The organism is Streptomyces sp. NPDC001880, from assembly GCF_053594575.1.
In genome coordinates, this window is record NZ_JBSFET010000018.1 from 72,951 (window position 1) to 91,918 (window position 18,968).

Here is an 18,968-nt window from a genome sequence, read left to right on the forward strand (position 1 = left end):
CCTGACCTGGACCGCGTGGCGACGGAGACGTCCGGTGCGACGTCATCCACACCCGCCGTTTCGGCTCAGGAGGAGAGGGATCGCAGATGGTCGGCGGTGGCCGGGTCGGCGGGCAGGAAGGTCTCGATCGCCAGCTCGGCCACCGTCACATCCATCGGAGTGTTGAACGTCGCGATGGAGCAGACGAAGGACAGCACCCGGCCGTCGTGCTCGATCAGCAGCGGCAGCGCGAAGGGCAGCGACGGAACGGGCCCGGGGCCGCTGTCTTCCGGTACGGGATAGCCCGCGACCTCCTCGTACAGCTCACGCAGTTCCGCCGAACGGGCCAGGGCGATCTGGCGATCCATCTGGTCCAGCAGATCGGCCCGCCACGCCCGCAGGTTGCGGATGCGCGGGGCCAGCCCCTCCGGGTGCAGGGTGATCCGCATGGCGTTGAGCGGCGGTACGAGCAGGTGTTCGGCCACTCCCTCCAGCAGCGTCGTCATGCCCCGATTGGCCGCCACCACGTTGTACGAACCGTCGACGACCAGCGCCGGATACGGGTCGTACGCCTGGAGCAACCGCTCCATCCCCTCGCGCAGCGCGTCCAGCGCCGGGTCGTCGAACGCGGTCTGTGTGTAGCGGGGTGCGTAACCGGCCACCAGCAGAAGGGCGTTGCGTTCCCTGACCGGGACATCGAGATGCTCGGCCAGCCGCAGGATCATCTCCTCGCTGGGGCGGGAGCGGCCCGTCTCGATGAAGGAGATGTGCCGGGCGGAGGAATCGGCGCGGAGTGCCAGCTCCAACTGGCTGATCCGGCGCTGCTCCCGCCAGCTGCGCAGCAGCGGTCCTACCCCCGTGTCAAGCGCGACAGTTGTCATACCCAGACCGTAACGTCACCGGCACCGCCGACCGGCACCGATCACCGATGAGGGAGCCGCCGTATGCCCGCCGCACCGCTGTCGCAGGAAGAGATCGAGGACCGTCTGGCCGGACTGCCCGGCTGGGCGCTGGAAGGGGACCGGATCACCTGCACCTACCGGCTGCACACCCACTTCGCCGCACTTGGGCTGACCGTGCACGTCTCCGCCATCCAGGACGAACTGAACCACCACTCCGATCTGACCCTCGGATACAACACCGTCTCGCTCTCCGTGAACACGCACGACGCGGGCGGTGTGGTCACCGAGCACGATCTGAACCTGGCCGCGCGGGTGGCGGCGATCGCCGACGGACACGGCGTGCGGTAGCCACGGCGACGCGCGTGCCAGGTCACGTTGCCGCACCGAACCGTGGATGCGCGGCGAGCCAGCGCGTATAGCTCTCGCTGCGCTCCACCGCCTCCGTGTACGCCGCCCGTGCGTATCCGCTCACCGCGCTCGCCGCCGCGCCGGCCGCCGTCGAACGGGGATGCCAGCCCAGCAGATGGCGCCAGCTCAGCGGCGAGCCGGTGATCGGCCGGGTCACCAGCCCCGGGGTCGGCGGAAACGTCGCCCGGCACAGCCCGACCGCCCGCCCCACCTGCACCAGATGGACGACGGAGGCCGTATCCGTCTCGTACACCGAGACCGGGCTGAATCCGGCCCGTGCGCAGGCGCCGATGAAACAGTCGGCGAAACAGCCCTCGCCCGGCACGTCCGTCCAGCACTCGTCCGCCAGCGCGGCGAGGTCGAGCTCCTGCTCACCGGCGAGCGGGTGGGAGTCCGGCAGCATCACGAAGACCGGGTCGACACCTATCACCTGCCATGTCAGCCGGTCGCTGCCGGGCGGCGGGCTCTCCCCGCAGGTGCCGATGAGGGCGAAGTTGAGGCGCCCGTACACCAGTTGGGCGGCGATCTCGGTGACCGACCAGGAGGTGTACGTCGACACGGGCGCGGTCGGATGCGCGGTGACCAGACGGTCCACAAGACCGCCCAGCAGCGGGCCGTGCGTGCCGCCCAGCCGGAAGCGCTCCATCGTCCCCCAGGCGTTGGCGAACCGCACCGCCTCCTCCTGGAGCTCGCTCACGGCGGGCAGCACCACCCGGGCCCGTTCGAGCACCAGCTCACCGAGGAGCGTGGGCCGGGCGCCGGTGTGGTCGCGGTCGAAGAGCGGACCGCCGAGCGCCCTCTCGATCCTTCGCAACTGTGCGCTCAACGCGGGCTGGGCGAGCCCGAGCGTGGCGGCAGCCTTGGTCAGGCTCCCGGTGTCGGCGATGGCACGTACGGTTCGCAGGTGGCGTAACTCCAGCTCCATGAACGCAAGTTATGGGCCCGGCGGCGTACCGGCAATATTCCGGTGTCCATTGAGTGAGATGCGTCGGGAGTCGGGGCGGGTGCCGGGCGCGAGGCAGCGGCCGGAACGGAGGACTTGCTGAACCGGCAACGAAGCTTGCCGTGGATGAGATCCGTGGTGAGGCTGTTCCCATGAGCCAGCAAACCGGACACGGTCATCACCAGAACACCGCCCGCGGCCACCAGCACCACCCGGACGCGGCCCGCGGCACGCACCACGACCACACTCATGGCCACCATCACGATGCGGGTGACATCGACTGGGGTGTGATGGGGCCGCAGCTGGAGCAGGAAGCCGAGGTCAGCCGCCCGCAGTACGAGGAGGCGGCCCGCTGGATCGCCGGACTCCCCACGGCCCCGAAGGTCCGCCGGGTGCTCGACATCGGCAGCGGGCCGGGCGTGATCACCTGCCTGCTCGCCGAGATGTTTCCCGAGGCGGAGGTCGTCGCCGTCGACGGCACCCCCGCACTCCTGGAACGCACCCGGAACCACGCCGAACGCCTCGGTCTCGGCGACCGGGTCCGCACGCACGAGGCGGACCTCCCCGAGGGCCTCGGCGGACTTGGGGAGGCGGACCTGATCTGGGTGGGCAACGCCCTGCACCACATGGGCGACCAGCGCGCCGTCCTGGCCGGATTCGCCGCGCTGCTGCGCCCCGGCGGGAGCGTCGCCCTGGTCGAGGGCGGACTGCAGCCCCGCCGCCTCCCGCGCGACATCGGCATCGGGCGGCCCGGCCTGGAGGCCAGGCTCGAAGCGATCAACGCGGCCCGGTTCGAGGACATGCGGGCGGCGCTGCCCGGCACCACGCGGGAGACCGAGGACTGGAGCGCCCTGTTCACCGCGGTCGGACTCGCCCCGCAGGGAACCCGCAGCTTCCTGCTCGACCTTCCGGCGCCGCTCTCCGACCGGGCCCGGGACCATGTCGTCGTCGAGTTCGCCCGCAGGCGCCAGATGTTCGAGGAGGAACTCACGGCCGAGGACATCGCCGTACTCGACCGGCTGCTCGACCCCGACGACCCGGCCGGTCTGCGTCGGCGCCCCGATGTCTACCTGCTCTCGGCACGCACCGTGCACCTGGGCCGGCGGGACTGACCGCGCGCGACCTTGCCGATACGAGCCGGGCCCGTCCCGGCTCCGATCCGGTCCACCGGCCCTGACCTGCCGGGTTCCCCGGACATGGCGCACCGGGCGGGCCGAGCAGTAGTTACGAGGGGCGTGCGGGCATCCCGGATCCGGCTGCGGATGACCCGTGCCGCGCTGTGCGGCGCCGACCGGGCAGTGGTGCGCGAACCCGCCGTCTCGGCCGGCACCCGGGTGTTGTGCCCGGACGCGGCGGGCGGTGTGCGGGCCGCCCGTCCGCCGGACCGGGGGACCGCCGGAACCAGCCGTGCAGGCGCAGCTGCGTGTGCCCGGAGCGGGCGACGGCGGCTCGGAGGCGGTGAGCGCCGGACCACAGGGGGCCGTCGCGGCGCCGCGGATCTGCGGCGGCCCCCGGGCGCACGGCCGCCTCGTGTCGGAAGCGGGCCGGGAGCCGGGCGGCCGTGGACCGCCTTGCGATCGCACGCACTGGATGCCTCCGGCCCCGCCTTCCGGGCGACGGCGCTGCTTTCGAAACGCGCCCGGGGCGAGTACACCTGGGACCGCAGGCTCCGGCTGGACGGCTGACCCCCGCCGACCAGCTCTTTTCTGCTCATCCGGCCCGAGTAGGCCAACAGGGCGCGGCTCCGGAATGAGCCGTGGGACCCGTGTAGGCGAAGCGCGGAGGGCGCCGTGGATGACGGGTATTCACGGGCCCCGGCCGCTTTGCCCGGACCGTGTCAAGAAAAGACACGCTGCTGCCAGGGTGAGTGGGCATCAGAATGTCCCCCTGTCAGTCTAATCGCGGATCAATTCGCCCATGAATAAGGGCAATTGGTATCTCGTCAAATTATGCGAATATCGCATTTGGCGGACTATATGTACCTCGATCGGATCGCTGACGCCGACCTTCGCCGTGTCCGATATGACAGGTATGACGAATCTCAGTAATTTCATCCACGGGTCGACTGCTCAGCCGACCTTTCTGAGAACAGGAGAAGCGACATGATTACCCGTTCCACCGTCGTTACGGCCGCCGTCGCGGCAGCCGCAGCCCTGGCTGCCACCGGCATCACCTACGCCTCGGCCGCTACCTCCGAGCCTGCCCAGGCGTCCCAGGCCGTCCAGCAGACCGTTCCCGTTTCGGCGCTCGGCGGCGGCGACGTCGGCAAGGGCAACGAGGGCAACAACAACAACAACGAGGGTCGTGGCCACGACGAGGGCCGTGACCACGACAAGGGCCGTGGCTACCACCACAAGGGTCGCATCCACATCAACGAGCGGACGTACTCCGACGACCTGGGTGGCTGTGTGACCGTGGTCAGCGGCCTCGGCTCGAAGACCCTCAACATCCGCAACGACAGCCGCCGGACCGTCGAGGTCTTCCGCGGTGCCACCTGCGACAACGGCGCCCCGATCGCCACCGTCGGTCCGTGGAGCTCCAGCGACGGGGTGCGCCCGCGCCACGTCAAGGGCGGTGTGTGGGTCGACAACGGAGTCGTGGGCAGCTTCCGTGTCATCAAGCATCACTTCGACGGAGGTTACGACGGCGGTGGCAAGGACTGGTGACCGAGTCACCGGGTTGACGTGAACCCCGGCCCGCCGTAATCGGGCCGGGGCTCCAGCCAGGGTATCCGACCGGAGTAACCCGGTCGGATACCCGCACCTGAATGACGACTGACAAACTCAAACACCTGCCAGGTCACAGTAAAACCGGACGGTGAGGCGCTGCCAGTCGACAGGAGCAGCCGTGCCGCACGCGGCTACCGGGTTCGGGCCGGTGCCTTTCCGGTTCCGGTCCCGGTCCCGGGATTCGGCTTCCGGATTCGTTTCTCGGCCCGCGGCCCTCGGCGGGGCTCGGCGGCCGGGCGGCAGAACGTGGCGCCGGCGTGGCAGACGCCGCCCATGTCCCGGCCGTCAGGAGGCCGAAGGGCCGTCTTGGTCCGGGTGGGTGACGGCCCGGGCGGCACGGCGTCGAAGGGCCACTCGAATTCTGGTCCGCGCGCATCCGCACACATCCCCCTGCCGGCCTGTGTCCGGCCCGTGCCCGGGGTGTCCGCACCGGCTCCGACTTGCCACCACTGGCCGAGGTCCGGTGTCGTCCCGCCGCTGGTCACAGGTGCCGTTCGCCGTGCTGCCGTCGGCGGCCTCCAGGGTGATGGCGCTGCTGTTCCGGCTCTCTCCTGCGGAGCGGACCGCCGCCCGGCTCGGCAGCCGGGCGGCGGTCCGTGTGTGTCAACGGTGCGATGGCGCAGGTTCAGGCGCCGACGTTGAACTCGCCGGGGTTCGGGCCCAGGCGCCTGCCCTCGTCCAGCGCGGCGAACGCGGCGAGGTCGTCGGCGTCCAGCTCGAAGCCGAACACGTCGAGGTTCTCCACGATGCGCGACGGCGTCACGGACTTCGGGATCACCACATTGCCGGTCTGGATATGCCAGCGGAGCACCACCTGGGCGGCTGTGCGGCCGTGCTTCTGGGCGATCGCGACGACCGTCGGGACCTCCAGGAGCCCCTTGCCCTGCCCCAGCGGCGACCAGGCCTCGGTCGCGATGCCGTGCTTGGAGTGGAAGGCGCGCGACTCGGCCTGCTGGAGCTGCGGGTGGAGCTCGATCTGGTTGATCACCGGGATCACGGAGGTCTCGCCGAGCAGGCGCTCCAGGTGTTCAGGGAGGAAGTTCGAGACGCCGATGGCCTTGGCCCGGCCGTCGGTGTGGATCTTCTCGAAGGCCTTGTACGTGTCCACGTACGCGTCCTTGGCCGGCACCGGCCAGTGGATCAGATAAAGGTCGACGTAGTCGAGCCCCAGCTTGTCGAGCGAGGCGTCGAAGGCGCGCAGGGTCGAGTCGTACCCCTGTTCGGAATTCCACAGCTTCGTGGTGACGAACAGCTCCTCGCGGGCGACACCGCAGGCCGCGATCGCCCGGCCGGTGCCCTGCTCGTTCTCGTAGATCGCGGCGGTGTCGATGCTGCGGTACCCGGACTCGATGGCCGTGGTGACCGCCTTCGCGGCCTCGTCGTCCGGCACCTGCCAGACACCGAAACCGAGCTGCGGCATCGTGACGCCGTTGTTGAGGGTGATGGAGGGGACCTGGCTCACGAGCGGTCGATCCTTACGTCGTCGGTTGGTACTCCCCAGGTCAACGATCACCGCCCGCCGAGCATTCCCCCACGGCCTCATCCGTCCGAGGAAGGACGGGGCGACCACTGTCGTCGACAGGTCGGCATCAGCCGTCGACATCCTGCTCGCCGACCGGGTCCGGCCCAAGTGGGGCATCTGCCGGTCGCTCGGAGACCCCTCGGGATCGCTGCAGGACACCCATCTCCTGCTCACCGGGATGCGGGGGTGCCAACCGGTCCGACCGGCCTCGGGAACAGGAGGCGGACCCGCCCCGCCGCACCAGGTGCGGCGGGACATGCCCCGCCGCACCTGAGAACTGCCTGCGCTCCGCCCAACCCGACTGCTCCACTTGAGATTTGGGCCCGCGCGGGGCATTGACAGAAGGCTCTGCAGGGAATCCTATGCAGTGTCGGTCAGGAACCTTTCCTAACATGGAAATCGGAAGGGATCATCCGTGCACCCTCCCGCACCCCCACGCCGCGCAATGGCCGCCCTCGCAGGTCTCGGCTGTCTGCTCCTGCCCCTGCTGGGCCATTTTCCGAAGGCCTACGCCACCACGAACGCGGACGAGACCGTCACCACCGAGGACTTCAGGAAGAACCTCGGCCACTCCCAGCAGCACCACATCGCGCGCTATGCCTTCCGGTTCGTCGACCGGGGCCGGCCCTGCGGCTCCGACAGCGACGGGGACACCTGCAGCGGGGTGTCCCGGTCCCTGTGCGAATTCACCTAGACCGTCGTCCAGTACAAGGGCTGAGGAGACCCCATGCGTACCACCACGAGCAGAGTGACCCTCGCCGGAGCGGCACTCGCTGCCGCCGGACTGCTGATGCCACTGCTCGGCGTGCCGTCGGCCGCCGCGGCGGACACCCGCTACGAGGCGGAGGGCGCGAAGCTCTCCCGGGCGGCCGTGGCGACGAACCACGCCGGCTACTCCGGCACCGGGTTCGTCGACTACACCAACGTGGCCGGATCCTTTGTGGAGTTCACGGTGAACGCCGCCGCGGCGGGCAACTCGCTGGCCATCCGCTACGCCAACGGAACCACCACCGACCGCCCGCTGGACATCAGCGTCAACGGCACGGTCGTCGCCTCCGGCGTCCCGTTCGGCTCCACCGGGTCCTGGGACACCTGGGCGACGAAGACCATCGGCGCGCGGCTCCCCGCCGGAACCAGTACCGTCCGGGCCACCGCGACCACGGCCGACGGCGGACCCAATCTCGACCACCTCGAAACCGCTGCCCCCGCCACCGGCAGTCCCGCCGTACCCTTCGGCAGCCACACGATCCCGTACGCCGCGGGGATGCTGAAGCCCTCGGGCCAACAGTCGGCACTCGACCAGGCCGTGATCAAGACGTACAACGCCTGGAAGTCCGCGTTCGTGAGGAAGAACTGCGGCAACGGCTGGTACGAGGTCATCTCGCCGGACGCCGACCACCCCTACGTCGCCGAGGCCCAGGGCTACGGGATGGTCGTCACCGCGACGATGGCGGGCGCCGACCCGGAGGCGAAGACCGTCTTCGACGGCATGGTCAAGTACATGCTCGCGCACCCCTCGGTGAACAATTCCGACCTCCTCGCCGCCGAACAGGACGCCTCCTGCAAGAGCGTCGACGGCTCCGACTCGGCGACCGACGGGGACCTGGACGTCGCCTACGGGCTGCTCCTCGCCGACAGGCAGTGGGGCTCGACCGGGACGTACAACTACAAGGACCTCGCGGTCAAACACATCAACGCCATCAAGAAGAGCGAGGTCAACCCGACCACGCACCTGATGCTGTTCGGCGACTGGTCGGACTCGGGGGAGTCCCACTACTGGATGACCCGCTCGTCGGACTGGATGATCGACCACTTCCGCGCTTTCAGGGCCGCCACCGGCGACAGCACCTGGGACACCGTGCGCACGGCGCACCAGGAACTGATCGCCTCCCAGCAGTCCAAGTACGCCGCAGGCACAGGGCTGTTGGCGGACTTCGTCGTCAACACCAACACTACGGCCAAGCCCGCCCCGGGCGAGGTGCTCGAAAGTCCCAACGACGGCGACTACTCCTGGAACGCCTGCCGTGACCCGTGGCGCATCGGCGCCGACGCCGTCACCAGCGGGGACAGCGCCTCGCTCGCCGCGGCCCGCAAGCTCAACACCTGGATCAAGGCCAAGACGGGCGGCGACCCGGACAAGATCGCCAGCGGCTACCACCTGAACGGTTCGGTGTTCGACAGCGGCGACGACATGGCGTTCACCGCCCCGTTCGCCGTGACCGCGCTGACCGACTCCGGCTCCCAGGCCTGGCTCGACGCGCTCTGGAACAAGCTCGCCACCACCCCGATCGACCCGGATCTCTACTACGGCGGGAGCGTCCAGCTCCAGTCGATGATCGTCGCATCCGGCAACCACTGGGTTCCCTGACGGAGGATCAGATGCAGATCGGAACGCTCACCACGTCACGAGGAGGAGTGGCGGCGCTCACCGCCGTGCTGCTCTGCACCGCCCTGGTGCAGGCGGTCCCGCAGCCGGCCTTCGCGGTCGCCACCCGCTACGAGGCGGAGTCCGCGACGATCGTCAAGGGCGCCGCCGAGTCCAACCACTCCGGCTACTCGGGCACCGGCTTCGTCAACGGCGACAACGTCGTCGGCAGCTATGTGGAGTTCACCGTCGACGCGGCCTCCGCCGGCACCGGCGAGATCGCCGTCCGCTACTCCAACGGCACGGCCGACGCCCGGCCCGCCGATGTCGCCGTGAACGGCACGGTGGTCTCGGCCGCCCGCGCGTTCAGCGCCACCACCGACTGGAACACCTGGGCCACCTCCACCCTGACCACCCCGGTCAAGGCGGGCAGCAACAAGATCCGGCTGACGTCCACATCGGCCAGCGGGCTGCCCAACCTCGACCGTCTCGACGTCACGGTCACCGCCTCGGACACCGAGGCCCCCACCGCGCCCACGGCGCCCAGCTGTTCGGAGATCACCGAGAACAGCCTCACGCTCGGCTGGGGCGCCGCCACGGACAACGTGGGAGTCGCCGCGTACGACATCTACGAACACGGCAACAAGTTCGGTGAGGCACCCGGCACCGCCACCACGAAGAACCTGACCGGGCTCACCCCCGACACCACCTACAACCTCACGGTGTTCGCGCGTGACGCGGCCGGCAATGTGTCGTCGGTCAGCCCGATCGTGGACTGCACCACCCTGCGCGGCTCCGACACCACCGCACCCTCGGCACCCGGCACCCTGTCCACCTCCGGCCTCACCGCGAACGGCGTCGTCCTGAACTGGGGGGCGTCGACGGACGACAAGGCCGTCACCGCCTACGAGGTACGCAGCGGCAGCACCGTCCACAAGACCGTGACCGGCACCCCGCCGGCCACCACGACCACCCTCACCGGGCTCGCCTGCGCCAGCCCGTACACCCTGGACGTCGTCGCCAAGGACGCGGCGGGCAACGCCTCACCGCCGAGCAACACGGTCACCTTCACCACCCCGGCCTGTGCCACCGACGGCGGTGTGCCGTCCGGCATCGCCACCGTCTCCGGCGGCTGGTCCATCCCCTGGGGCACCTACTGGATGCCCGACGGCAAGAGCGCGCTGGTCACCGAACGGGACAGCTTCAAGGTCCTCAAGGCCACCCCCGACGGCACCAGGACCCAGGTCGGGACCGTGCCCAACGCCGTCACGACCGGCGGCGAGGGAGGTCTGCTCGGCGTCGCCGTCGACCCGAAGTGGTCCACCAGCCACTACGTGTACTTCATGCACACCGCCTCCGAGGGCAACCGTGTGGCACGCATGACCTACGACGGCAGCTCGCTCAGCGGGTACACGGTCCTGCTCCAGGGAATCAAGAAGAGCAGGTACCACAACGGCGGACGGCTGCTGTTCGGCCCCGACGGCTTCCTGTACGTGTCGACCGGTGAGGCGCAGACCCCCGACCTGGCCCAGGACAAGAACTCGCTGAACGGCAAGATCCTGCGAATGACGACGGACGGCAAGGCCGCCCCGGGCAATCCGTTCGGCAACTACGTCTACAGCTACGGCCACCGCAACCCGCAGGGGCTCGCCTTCGACCGCAACGGCCGGCTGTGGGAAGCGGAGTTCGGCGACAGCAAGAAGGACGAGCTCAACCTCATCAAGCCGGGCAGGAACTACGGCTGGCCCATCTGCGAGGGCACCTGCACCACCGACGGCATGACCAACCCGAAGAAGACCTGGAACATCTCCGAGGCCTCGCCCAGCGGGATCGCCATCGTCCGCAACGTCATTTACATGGCCGCGCTGAAGGGCGAACGGCTGTGGCGGGTGCCGATCACCGGTGACACCGAGAACCTCGGCACGCCGAGCGCGTACTACGTCGGATCGTACGGCAGGCTGCGCACGGTCACCAAGGTTCCCGGCCAGGACCAGCTCTGGCTCTCCACCACCAACTGCGACAACAAGGGGAACGAACCCGACGGCTCGGACAAGGTGTTCCGCGTCTCGATCACGTAGCACGGGACGCCGTACGCGCTGTACCGCCGGGGCACGCCGGGCCTCAGCGGTACAGCGCGTCGACCTCCGCCGCGTACGCCGTCTCGATCGCCCGGCGCTTCAGCTTGAGCGACGGGGTGAGCAGACCGTGCTCCTCGCTGAAGGGATGCGCCAGGATCCGGAACGTACGGATCGACTCGGCCTGGGAGACCGCCGTGTTGGCGGCCACCACCGCCCGCCGGACCTCCATCTCCAGATCCGGATCGCGCACCAGGTCCTCCGGCTTCAGCGGCGCCCGCCCCTGCATCGTGAGCCAGTGGTCCACCGCTTCCTGGTCGACCGTGACCAGCGCCGCGATGTACGGCCGGTCGTTGCCGACCACGATGCACTGCGCGACCAGCGGATGCGCCCGCACCCGCTCCTCCAGGCCGGCCGGCGCCACACTCTTGCCGCCCGACGTCACCAGGATCTCCTTCTTCCGCCCGGTGATCGTCAGGTATCCGTTCTCGTCGAGCGAGCCCAGGTCCCCGGTGGCCAGCCAGCCCTCGTGCAGCACCGCCTCGGTGGCCTGCGGGGCGCCGAGGTAGCCCGCGAACACATTGTCGCCGTGCACCCACACCTCACCGTCCTCGGCGATGTGCACGGTCGTCCCCGGAATCGGCAGCCCGACCGTGCCGTACCTGGTGCGTTCCGGCGGGTTGGCCGTGGCCGCCGCGGTCGACTCGGTCAGTCCGTACCCCTCGTACACCGTGACGCCCGCGCCCTCGAAGAACAGCCCGAGCCGCCGGTCCATCCCCGAACCGCCGGACATGGCGTGCCGGATCCGGCCGCCCATCGCCTCGCGCACCTTCTTGTACACGACCTTGTCGAAGAACTGGTGCTGCATCCGCAGCCCGGCCGACGGTCCCGGACCGGTCCCGAACGCCCGCGCCTCCAGCGCCTCGGCGTACTTCACCGCGATGTCCACGGCCTTGTCGAACGGTCCGATCCGGCCCTCCGCCTCGGCCTTGCGCCGGGCGGCGTGGAAGACCTTCTCGAAGATGTAGGGAACCGCCAGGATGAAAGTCGGCCGGAAGGTCACCAGGTCCGGCATCAGCGCCTTGGCCGACAGCTCAGGCTGATGGCCGAGCCTCACCCGGCCGCGGATCGCCGCGACCTCGACCATCCGGCCGAAGACATGGGCCAGCGGCAGGAAGAGCAGTGTCGCCGCCTCGTCACCCGGCCGGGAGCGGAAGACCGACTTCCAGCGGGCGACCATGGTGTCCGTCTCGAACATGAAGTTGGCGTGCGTGAGCACACAGCCCTTGGGAAGCCCGGTCGTCCCCGAGGTGTAGATGACGGTGGCCACGGACTCGGGCGTCACGGCGCGGCGGTGGCGGTGCACCACCTCGTCCTCGATTTCCGCCCCCGCCTCGACCAGTTCGGTCACCGCGCCGGTGTCCAGCTGCCAGAGTCGCTTGAGGCCGGGCAGCCGGTCGATCACCGAGGCGATCGTCATCGCGTGTTCCTCGTGCTCGACCATGACGGCGGACACCCCGGCGTCGTGCAGCATCCACAGCACCTGCTCGGCCGAGGAGGTCGGATAGACCGGTACGGACTGGGCGCCCACCGTCCACAGCGCGAGGTCGAAGAGCGTCCACTCGTAGCGCGTGCGCGACATCAGGGCCACCCGGTCGCCGAATCTGACGCCGTGGGCGATCAGCCCCTTGGCGAGCGCCAGCACCTCGTCGCGGAAGGCCGCAGCGGTGACATCCCGCCAGATTCCGCTCGCGTCCTTGCGGCCGAGTGCGACCCGGTGCGGGTCCTCCTCGGCATGGTCGAAGACCACGTCGGCCAGCCCGCCCACGAGGGGCGCGGCCGCCATGGGTGGGACAGTGAACTCGCGCAATGACCTGCTCCTTGTGGCGCTCCGCACAGCGCCGTGACGCTACCCCACCGGGCGGCGCGGCGGGAGGGCCCCGAACCGGTGGACAATGTGGCATATGCTCAGATCGGCCACCGAAATCCGGCCAGATGGGCAAGGCTCGGGCGTGGCCGGGACCGCGGAGCGCGTGGCGGGCGCAGGAATCTCCACCGAATCTGTACGGCACTGCCACTCCCGTTCCAGGGGCATGTTCAGGGATCCATCCACATTCACCCGAATCGGGTGGGTCGTGTGCGACCGTCGGTGTGTCCGTGCCTCCCGTGCGCGCGGTCGGTCATGGCCCGGCAGGTCCCCGGCCCGGCGACAGGCCTCCCATGCGCACGGGAGGTCATACGTGTGGCCGTGCGCCGTCCCGGCCGCCCACCGAAGCGATGGTGCCGACGCCGCGGATCAGTCGGTCGCCGCCCGCCAGGATCGCCGTCGCCAGCGCGTCCGCGGCCTCGTGCGCCCCGTCGCGGCGGCGGCCGTGCGACAGGACGAAGTCCACATCGCCCAGTTCCGGCAGCCCCGCCCTGGCCGGCACCGGCGCCAGGCCCGGCGGGATCAGGCCCCGGCTGTGGACCATCACGCCCAGCCCCGCGTGGGCCGCCGCGATCAGCCCGCTCAGGCTGGTGCTCGTGCAGGCGATCCGCCAGGACCGGCCGTGCTCCTCCAGGACCTCCAGGGCGCGGGCCCGGGTGATGCCCGGCGGCGGGAAGACGATCAGCGGCACCGGGCGGTCCGGGTCGATCCGCAGCTGCGGTGCGCCGATCCAGGCCAGCGCATCCTGCCGGACCAGCTCGCCGTGCGTGTCGCCGGTGCGCCGCTTGGCCAGCACCAGATCGAGCCGGCCGGCCGCGAGACGCTGATGGAGCGTTCCGGAGAGCTCCACCGTCAGCTCCAGTTCGACCTCCGGATGGTCGTGGCGGAACGACTCCAGGATCTCCGGCAGCCGGGTCAGCACGAAGTCCTCGGAGACCCCGAACCGCAGCCGCCCGCGCAGCCGGGTGCCGGTGAAGAAGGCCGCGGCGCGCTCATGGGCCGCGAGTATCGTCCGGGCGAAGCCGAGCATGGCCTCGCCGTCCACGGTGAGCTCGACCCGGTGCGTGTCCCGGGTGAACAGCTGCCGCCCCGCCGCATCCTCCAGGCGCCGCACATGCTGGCTCACCGTGGACTGCCGCACCCCCAGCCGCCGGGCGGCCCGCGTGAAACTCAGCGTCTGGGCCACGGCGAGAAAGGTACGGAGCTGCGCGGGGTCGTACATGAGTGCCAGGCTATCGCGATCCGTGATGACAGTGAGAGCGGTGTGCGGGATTCCCGATCACCGCGATCGGGAGCAGCATGGAAAAGGCACGACCAGAACCAAGAGAACATGTGGAGCACATGAGCCGCCGCACCCTGAAACTGCCGTCCTGGCTACCGCTCGACCCGTACATCCTGGCGCTGATCGGCACCGTCGTGCTCGCCGCGATACTGCCGGCCTCGGGGACCGCGGCCGATGTGGCGGGCGGCGCCTCCACCGGAGCGATCGCCTTTCTCTTCTTCCTGTACGGCGCCCGGCTCTCCACCGCCGAGGCCATGGACGGGCTCAAGCACTGGCGGCTCCACCTCACGGTGCTGATCTGCACCTTCGTCGCGTTCCCGCTGCTCGGACTCGCCGGCAAGGGGCTGGTTCCGTACGTGCTGACGCCGCAGCTCTACAGCGGCTTCCTCTTTCTCTGCCTCGTCCCGTCGACCATCCAGTCGTCGATCGCCTTCACCTCGATTGCCCGGGGCAACGTTCCCGCGGCGATCTGCGCGGGCTCCTTCTCGTCGATTGCCGGGATCTTCCTCACCCCGCTGCTCGCGGCCGCCCTGCTCGGCAACAACGGCGGCGGATTCTCGGCGGACGCGCTGCTGAGGATCGGGGTCCAGCTGCTGCTGCCGTTCGTCGCGGGGCAACTGCTGCGCCGCTGGATCGGCGGCTTCGTCACCCACCACAAGAAGGTCCTCGGCCATGTCGACCGCGGCTCGATCCTGCTCGTCGTCTACACGGCCTTCAGCGAGGGCATGGTCGGGGGCATCTGGCGTCAGGTCACCCCGGCCCGGCTCGGGGCACTTCTCGGTGCCGAGGCGCTGCTGCTCGCGCTGATGCTCACGCTGACCTGGTACGGGGCGAAGCGGCTCGGCTTCGACCGGGAGGACCGGATCGCCATCCAGTTCGCCGGTTCGAAGAAGAGCCTGGCCTCCGGGCTGCCGATGGCGAGCGTGCTGTTCGGGGCGCAGGCCTCGCTCGCCGTGCTGCCGCTGATGCTCTTCCACCAGATGCAGCTGATGGTGTGCGCCGTGATCGCCAAGCGCCGCTCGCGCGATGCGGAGCAGGAGAGCCCGGCGAGCGAGGCGGTGTCGCGGGAGCCCGCCGCCGCGATGGGCTGAGCCGCGGCGGGCCGGGGCCGGGGCGCCCGGGGGGCCTCAGCCCCGGCCGACCGGCGTCTCCAGGGCGATCCGGTGCTCGCCCGCGTACACGTTCATCGAAGGACCCCGCAGGAAGCCGACCAGGGTCAGTCCGGTCTCGGCCGCCAGGTCGACGGCGAGGGACGACGGCGCCGAGACCGCCGCGAGCATCGGGATCCCGGCCATCACCGCCTTCTGGGCCAGCTCGAACGAGGCCCGCCCCGACACCAGCAGAATGGCCCGGGACAGCGGCAGCCGGTGGTCGGTGAGGGCCCGGCCGACCAGTTTGTCGACCGCGTTGTGCCGGCCGACGTCCTCCCGGATGTCGAGCAGTTCGCCCGTCTCGGAGAACAGCGCCGCCGCGTGCAGCCCCCCGGTCCGGTCGAAGACCTGCTGTGCGGAGCGCAGCCGGTCGGGGAGGGCGGCGAGCAGGGCGGGCTCGACCTGCAGAGGGGGATGGTCGGCGACCGGGTGCCGGGTCGTGGTGCGCACCGCGTCGAGGCTCGCCTTGCCGCACAGCCCGCAGGACGAGGTGGTGTACACATTGCGTTCGAGCGTGATGTCGGGGACCGGGACACCGGGGGCGAGCTTCACGTCCACCACGTTGTACGTGTTGACACCGTCGGCCGTCGCTCCGGCGCAGTAGACGATGGACTGCACCTCGGAGCCGTCGCCGATGACACCCTCGCTCACCAGGAACCCCGCCGCCAGGGCGAAGTCGTCACCCGGCGTGCGCATCGTGATGGCGAGCGGCCTGCCGTCGAGCCGGATCTCCAGGGGCTCCTCGGCGACGAGCGTGTCGGGCCGGGCGGAGACGGCCCCGTCCCGGATGCGGATGGTGCGGCGACGCTCGGTGACCCGTCCCATGGTGTTGAACCCGATTCTGTACGTGTGGGAGACCGAACCGGCCCTGACGATCTCATTGTCCTGTACGGAGCGGGCCTGTTGTCCTGTACGGAGCGGACCCGGCGATGCGCAGAAAACGTCTTCAAGTAGACAAAAGACTGCCTGCAGAATCCTTTCTTCCTGTCAAGCCTGTCGTCAAGCCTCCAATGGCCGGGCGCTATTCCTGTGGGAACCCGTGACCCCGTACCGGGCAGTAGCGACCAAGACTGGATGACTCCTGCCATTCGTAGCGAGGGGACCCCGTACATGACCGGCTCACGTGTCGTGGCGCTCGGCCACTATCAGCCCGCCAAGGTGCTCACCAACGACGACCTGGCGGCCATGGTCGACACCAGCGATGAGTGGATCACCAGCCGCGTCGGCATCAGGACCCGCCACGTCGGGGGGCCGGACGAGCCGGTGGACGAGATGGCCGCGCACGCGGGGGCCAAGGCGCTGGCCGCGGCCGGGCTGCTGCCGGCCGAGGTCGATCTGGTCCTGGTCGCCACCTCGACCGCGATCGACCGCTCGCCGAGCATGTCGGCGCGCGTCGCCGCCCGGCTCGGGATGGGCTCGCCCGCGGTGATGGACATCAACGTTGTCTGCTCCGGCTTCACCCACGCCCTCGCCACCGCCGACCACGCCGTCCGGGCCGGGGCCGCCGAGCGCGTCCTGGTCATCGGCGCCGACAAGATGGCGGACATCGCCGACTGGACCGACCGCAGCACCTGCGTCCTGCTCGGCGACGGAGCCGGTGCGGCGGTCGTCGTCGCGGAGCCGTACGGGGGCGACCGGCCCGGGATCGGCCCCGTTCTGTGGGGCTCGGTGCCGGAGATGGGGAACGCGGTACGGATCGAGGGGACGCCGCCGCGGTTCGCGCAGGAAGGGCAGTCCGTCTATCGCTGGGCCACCACACAGCTGCCGCCCATTGCCCGCAAGGTGTGCGAGAAGGCCGGTGTGGCGCCCGAGGAGCTGGGGGCGGTGGTGCTGCACCAGGCCAACCTGAGGATCGTCGAACCCGTTGCCAGGAAGATCGGCGCGGTCAACGCGGTCATCGCCAGGGACGTCGTGGACTCCGGCAACACATCCGCGGCCTCGATCCCGATGGCCCTCTCCAAACTGGTGGAACGCGGTGAGGTCCGCAGCGGCGCGCCGGTTCTGCTCTTCGGCTTCGGCGGGAATCTCTCGTACGCGGGTCAGGTGATTCGCTGCCCCTGAGGGCTGTCCCGCGATCCTGGTGGATCAGTGCGCGGCGCCGGATGTGGCGCATCGCAAGACGGAGGGGCGTCCGCCTGCTTGACGTATGCGGACGTTCCGACGGTGCGGTGAGGAGTGTGGTCTCCCCTGCTCGAGCGCAGCCGAGGGCTTGGGGATACGCCAGTGGGTCGGCGGGCCGGCGGGACTGGCGACCGGCTTCGGGATCGGTGTCGACGAGGAACAGCGGTGGCCGTTGCGCCGCACTCGACGACGGCAGGTGCGACCGACCGGCTTTGTCCTCGGTGTGGAGAAAGTTGTAGTGGATTCCTGCGCAACTTCTTCCCACTCCCGGCAACCACTGCTACGTTCCCCTCGAAAGCCCGACGGACAGGCCGATGCGGCGGGGAGGGGCGCGTGAGACGTATGACGGCACGACCCGCGAATGCGCATCAGGCGCGACTGCTCCGGCTGTTGCGCGACGGCGGGCCCAACTCACGGGCACAGCTGGGGGATCAGGTCGATCTCTCCCGCTCCAAGCTCGCCGTCGAGGTCGACCGACTGCTGGAGACCGGGCTCGTCGTGGCCGACGGACTCGCCGCATCCCGCGGCGGGCGCCGTTCGCACAACATCCGGCTCGCACCGCAACTGCGGTTCCTCGGCGTCGACATCGGTGCCACATCCGTCGATGTGGCCGTCACCAACGCCGAGTTGGAGGTCCTGGGTCACCTCAACCATCCGATGGACGTACGTGAAGGCCCTGTCGCCATCTTCGAGCAGGTGCTGTCCATGGCGGCCAAGCTCCGGGCCTCCGGGCTGGCCGAGGGTTTCGACGGCGCGGGCATCGGCGTACCCGGACCGGTCCGCTTCCCCGAAGGCGTCCCGGTCGCACCCCCGATCATGCCCGGCTGGGACGGCTTCCCGGTCCGCGAGGCGCTCAGCCAGGAACTGGGCTGCCCCGTCATGGTCGACAACGATGTGAACCTGATGGCGATGGGGGAGCAGCACGCGGGCGTCGCACGCTCCGTGGGCGACTTCCTCTGCGTCAAGATCGGCACCGGAATCGGCTGCGGCATCGTCGTCGGCGGCGACGTCCACCGCGGCACGACCGGCAGTGCCGGGGACATCGGCCATATACAGGTGGAACCCGAGGGCCGCGCCTGCGCCTGCGGCAACCGGGGATGCCTGGAGGCCCACTTCAGCGGTGCCGCGCTCGCCCGCGACGCCGAGGACGCGGCGCGCACCGGGCGGTCGGCGGAGCTCGCCGGCCGGCTGGAGGCAGCCGGGAGGCTCACCGCCGCCGACGTGGCCGCCGCCGCGGCGGCCGGTGACGCCACCTCGCTCGATCTGATCCGCGAAGGCGGCAACCGGGTCGGTCAGGTCATCGCGGGACTCGTCAGCTTCTTCAATCCCGGCCTGGTGGTGATCGGCGGCGGTGTGACCGGCCTCGGTCACACGCTCCTCGCCAGTGTCCGGACCCAGGTCTACCGGCAGTCGCTGCCCCTGGCCACCGGCAATCTTCCCATCGTGCTCGGTGAGTTGGGGCCGGCCGCCGGAGTGATCGGCGCCGCCCGCCTCATCAGCGACCACCTCTTCTCACCGGCCTGACCCCGGGCCGGCCACGCACGGGCGCACCCCGGAAGCACCG

Annotated in this window: 15 protein-coding genes and 1 pseudogene; 10 read left to right on the plus strand and 6 right to left on the minus strand. The window is 70.1% G+C overall.

What is annotated here, in order from left to right; all coding sequences use genetic code 11:
* Nucleotides 1-65: 65 nt before the first annotated feature.
* Nucleotides 66-860 (minus strand): helix-turn-helix domain-containing protein, encoded by a 795-nt coding sequence (locus ACWCQ6_RS13815; protein WP_451088735.1) that lies wholly within the window; start codon nucleotides 858-860, stop codon nucleotides 66-68.
* Between the two features lie 63 nt (nucleotides 861-923).
* On the opposite strand from ACWCQ6_RS13815, the gene ACWCQ6_RS13820 reads away from it, so the two are divergent.
* On the plus strand, nucleotides 924-1,229 hold the full coding sequence (locus ACWCQ6_RS13820; protein ID WP_451088737.1) for a 4a-hydroxytetrahydrobiopterin dehydratase: 306 nt from the start codon (nucleotides 924-926) through the stop codon (nucleotides 1,227-1,229).
* A 22-nt stretch (nucleotides 1,230-1,251) separates the two neighbouring features.
* Here ACWCQ6_RS13820 and ACWCQ6_RS13825 read toward each other — a convergent pair whose 3' ends face one another.
* Complete coding sequence (locus ACWCQ6_RS13825) at nucleotides 1,252-2,214, minus strand: LysR family transcriptional regulator (protein WP_451088739.1); 963 nt, start codon at nucleotides 2,212-2,214, stop codon at nucleotides 1,252-1,254.
* Between the two features lie 170 nt (nucleotides 2,215-2,384).
* On the opposite strand from ACWCQ6_RS13825, the gene ACWCQ6_RS13830 reads away from it, so the two are divergent.
* Nucleotides 2,385-3,344: a class I SAM-dependent methyltransferase gene (locus ACWCQ6_RS13830; RefSeq protein ID WP_451088741.1), complete on the plus strand. Its 960-nt coding sequence runs from the start codon at nucleotides 2,385-2,387 to the stop codon at nucleotides 3,342-3,344.
* Nucleotides 3,345-4,334: 990 nt separating this feature from the next.
* Nucleotides 4,335-4,898, plus strand: a complete 564-nt coding sequence (locus tag ACWCQ6_RS13835; protein WP_451088743.1) for a hypothetical protein — start codon at nucleotides 4,335-4,337, stop codon at nucleotides 4,896-4,898.
* 688 nt (nucleotides 4,899-5,586) lie between these two features.
* Here ACWCQ6_RS13835 and ACWCQ6_RS13840 read toward each other — a convergent pair.
* Nucleotides 5,587-6,423 carry an aldo/keto reductase gene (locus ACWCQ6_RS13840; protein ID WP_451088745.1) on the minus strand — a complete coding sequence of 279 codons (837 nt, stop codon included), beginning with the start codon at nucleotides 6,421-6,423 and terminating at the stop codon, nucleotides 5,587-5,589.
* A 91-nt stretch (nucleotides 6,424-6,514) separates the two neighbouring features.
* Between ACWCQ6_RS13840 and ACWCQ6_RS13845 the strand changes: the two are divergent.
* The 4 genes and pseudogenes from ACWCQ6_RS13845 to ACWCQ6_RS13860 form a co-directional block, all read left to right on the plus strand.
* A pseudogene (locus tag ACWCQ6_RS13845) lies at nucleotides 6,515-6,682 on the plus strand (Tat pathway signal sequence domain protein); the annotation flags it as partial.
* A gap of 216 nt (nucleotides 6,683-6,898) precedes the next feature.
* Entirely contained in the window at nucleotides 6,899-7,177 is a 279-nt protein-coding gene (locus tag ACWCQ6_RS13850) for a hypothetical protein (protein ID WP_451088747.1), read from the plus strand.
* A gap of 33 nt (nucleotides 7,178-7,210) precedes the next feature.
* Nucleotides 7,211-8,851, plus strand: a complete 1,641-nt coding sequence (locus tag ACWCQ6_RS13855; protein WP_451088749.1) for a glycosyl hydrolase family 8 — start codon at nucleotides 7,211-7,213, stop codon at nucleotides 8,849-8,851.
* 11 nt (nucleotides 8,852-8,862) lie between these two features.
* Nucleotides 8,863-10,926, plus strand: coding sequence for a PQQ-dependent sugar dehydrogenase (locus tag ACWCQ6_RS13860; protein ID WP_451088751.1), 2,064 nt, complete (start codon nucleotides 8,863-8,865; stop codon nucleotides 10,924-10,926).
* Between the two features lie 43 nt (nucleotides 10,927-10,969).
* Here the strand turns inward: ACWCQ6_RS13860 and ACWCQ6_RS13865 are convergent, their stop codons facing one another.
* Both ACWCQ6_RS13865 and ACWCQ6_RS13870 read right to left on the minus strand, forming a co-directional pair.
* Complete coding sequence (locus tag ACWCQ6_RS13865; RefSeq protein ID WP_451088796.1) at nucleotides 10,970-12,769, minus strand: AMP-dependent synthetase/ligase; 1,800 nt, start codon at nucleotides 12,767-12,769, stop codon at nucleotides 10,970-10,972.
* A gap of 388 nt (nucleotides 12,770-13,157) precedes the next feature.
* Entirely contained in the window at nucleotides 13,158-14,072 is a 915-nt protein-coding gene (locus tag ACWCQ6_RS13870) for a LysR substrate-binding domain-containing protein (RefSeq protein WP_451088753.1), read from the minus strand.
* Between the two features lie 119 nt (nucleotides 14,073-14,191).
* Here ACWCQ6_RS13870 and ACWCQ6_RS13875 point away from each other — a divergent pair, with 119 nt between their 5' ends.
* A complete protein-coding gene (locus ACWCQ6_RS13875; protein ID WP_451088755.1) occupies nucleotides 14,192-15,223 on the plus strand; it encodes a bile acid:sodium symporter family protein in 1,032 nt (343 codons plus the stop codon).
* A 36-nt stretch (nucleotides 15,224-15,259) separates the two neighbouring features.
* On the opposite strand, the gene fdhD is transcribed toward ACWCQ6_RS13875, so the two are convergent.
* A complete protein-coding gene (gene fdhD, locus ACWCQ6_RS13880; RefSeq protein WP_451088757.1) occupies nucleotides 15,260-16,108 on the minus strand; it encodes a formate dehydrogenase accessory sulfurtransferase FdhD in 849 nt (282 codons plus the stop codon).
* A gap of 285 nt (nucleotides 16,109-16,393) precedes the next feature.
* On the opposite strand from fdhD, the gene ACWCQ6_RS13885 reads away from it, so the two are divergent.
* Both ACWCQ6_RS13885 and ACWCQ6_RS13890 read left to right on the plus strand, forming a co-directional pair.
* On the plus strand, nucleotides 16,394-17,344 hold the full coding sequence (locus tag ACWCQ6_RS13885) for a beta-ketoacyl-ACP synthase III (RefSeq protein ID WP_451088759.1): 951 nt from the start codon (nucleotides 16,394-16,396) through the stop codon (nucleotides 17,342-17,344).
* A gap of 402 nt (nucleotides 17,345-17,746) precedes the next feature.
* Nucleotides 17,747-18,928 (plus strand): ROK family transcriptional regulator, encoded by a 1,182-nt coding sequence (locus ACWCQ6_RS13890; protein WP_358944890.1) that lies wholly within the window; start codon nucleotides 17,747-17,749, stop codon nucleotides 18,926-18,928.
* Nucleotides 18,929-18,968 lie beyond the last annotated feature (40 nt).

Coding starts and splice junctions, on each gene's coding strand:
- ACWCQ6_RS13815 (WP_451088735.1), bottom strand. CDS start 860: ATGACAACTGTCGCGCTTGACACGGGGGTAGGACCGCTGCTGCGCAGC.
- ACWCQ6_RS13820 (WP_451088737.1), top strand. CDS start 924: ATGCCCGCCGCACCGCTGTCGCAGGAAGAGATCGAGGACCGTCTGGCC.
- ACWCQ6_RS13825 (WP_451088739.1), bottom strand. CDS start 2,214: ATGGAGCTGGAGTTACGCCACCTGCGAACCGTACGTGCCATCGCCGAC.
- ACWCQ6_RS13830 (WP_451088741.1), top strand. CDS start 2,385: ATGAGCCAGCAAACCGGACACGGTCATCACCAGAACACCGCCCGCGGC.
- ACWCQ6_RS13835 (WP_451088743.1), top strand. CDS start 4,335: ATGATTACCCGTTCCACCGTCGTTACGGCCGCCGTCGCGGCAGCCGCA.
- ACWCQ6_RS13855 (WP_451088749.1), top strand. CDS start 7,211: ATGCGTACCACCACGAGCAGAGTGACCCTCGCCGGAGCGGCACTCGCT.
- ACWCQ6_RS13860 (WP_451088751.1), top strand. CDS start 8,863: ATGCAGATCGGAACGCTCACCACGTCACGAGGAGGAGTGGCGGCGCTC.
- ACWCQ6_RS13865 (WP_451088796.1), bottom strand. CDS start 12,769: ATGGCGGCCGCGCCCCTCGTGGGCGGGCTGGCCGACGTGGTCTTCGAC.
- ACWCQ6_RS13870 (WP_451088753.1), bottom strand. CDS start 14,072: ATGTACGACCCCGCGCAGCTCCGTACCTTTCTCGCCGTGGCCCAGACG.
- ACWCQ6_RS13875 (WP_451088755.1), top strand. CDS start 14,192: ATGAGCCGCCGCACCCTGAAACTGCCGTCCTGGCTACCGCTCGACCCG.
- fdhD (WP_451088757.1), bottom strand. CDS start 16,108: ATGGGACGGGTCACCGAGCGTCGCCGCACCATCCGCATCCGGGACGGG.
- ACWCQ6_RS13885 (WP_451088759.1), top strand. CDS start 16,394: ATGACCGGCTCACGTGTCGTGGCGCTCGGCCACTATCAGCCCGCCAAG.
- ACWCQ6_RS13890 (WP_358944890.1), top strand. CDS start 17,747: ATGACGGCACGACCCGCGAATGCGCATCAGGCGCGACTGCTCCGGCTG.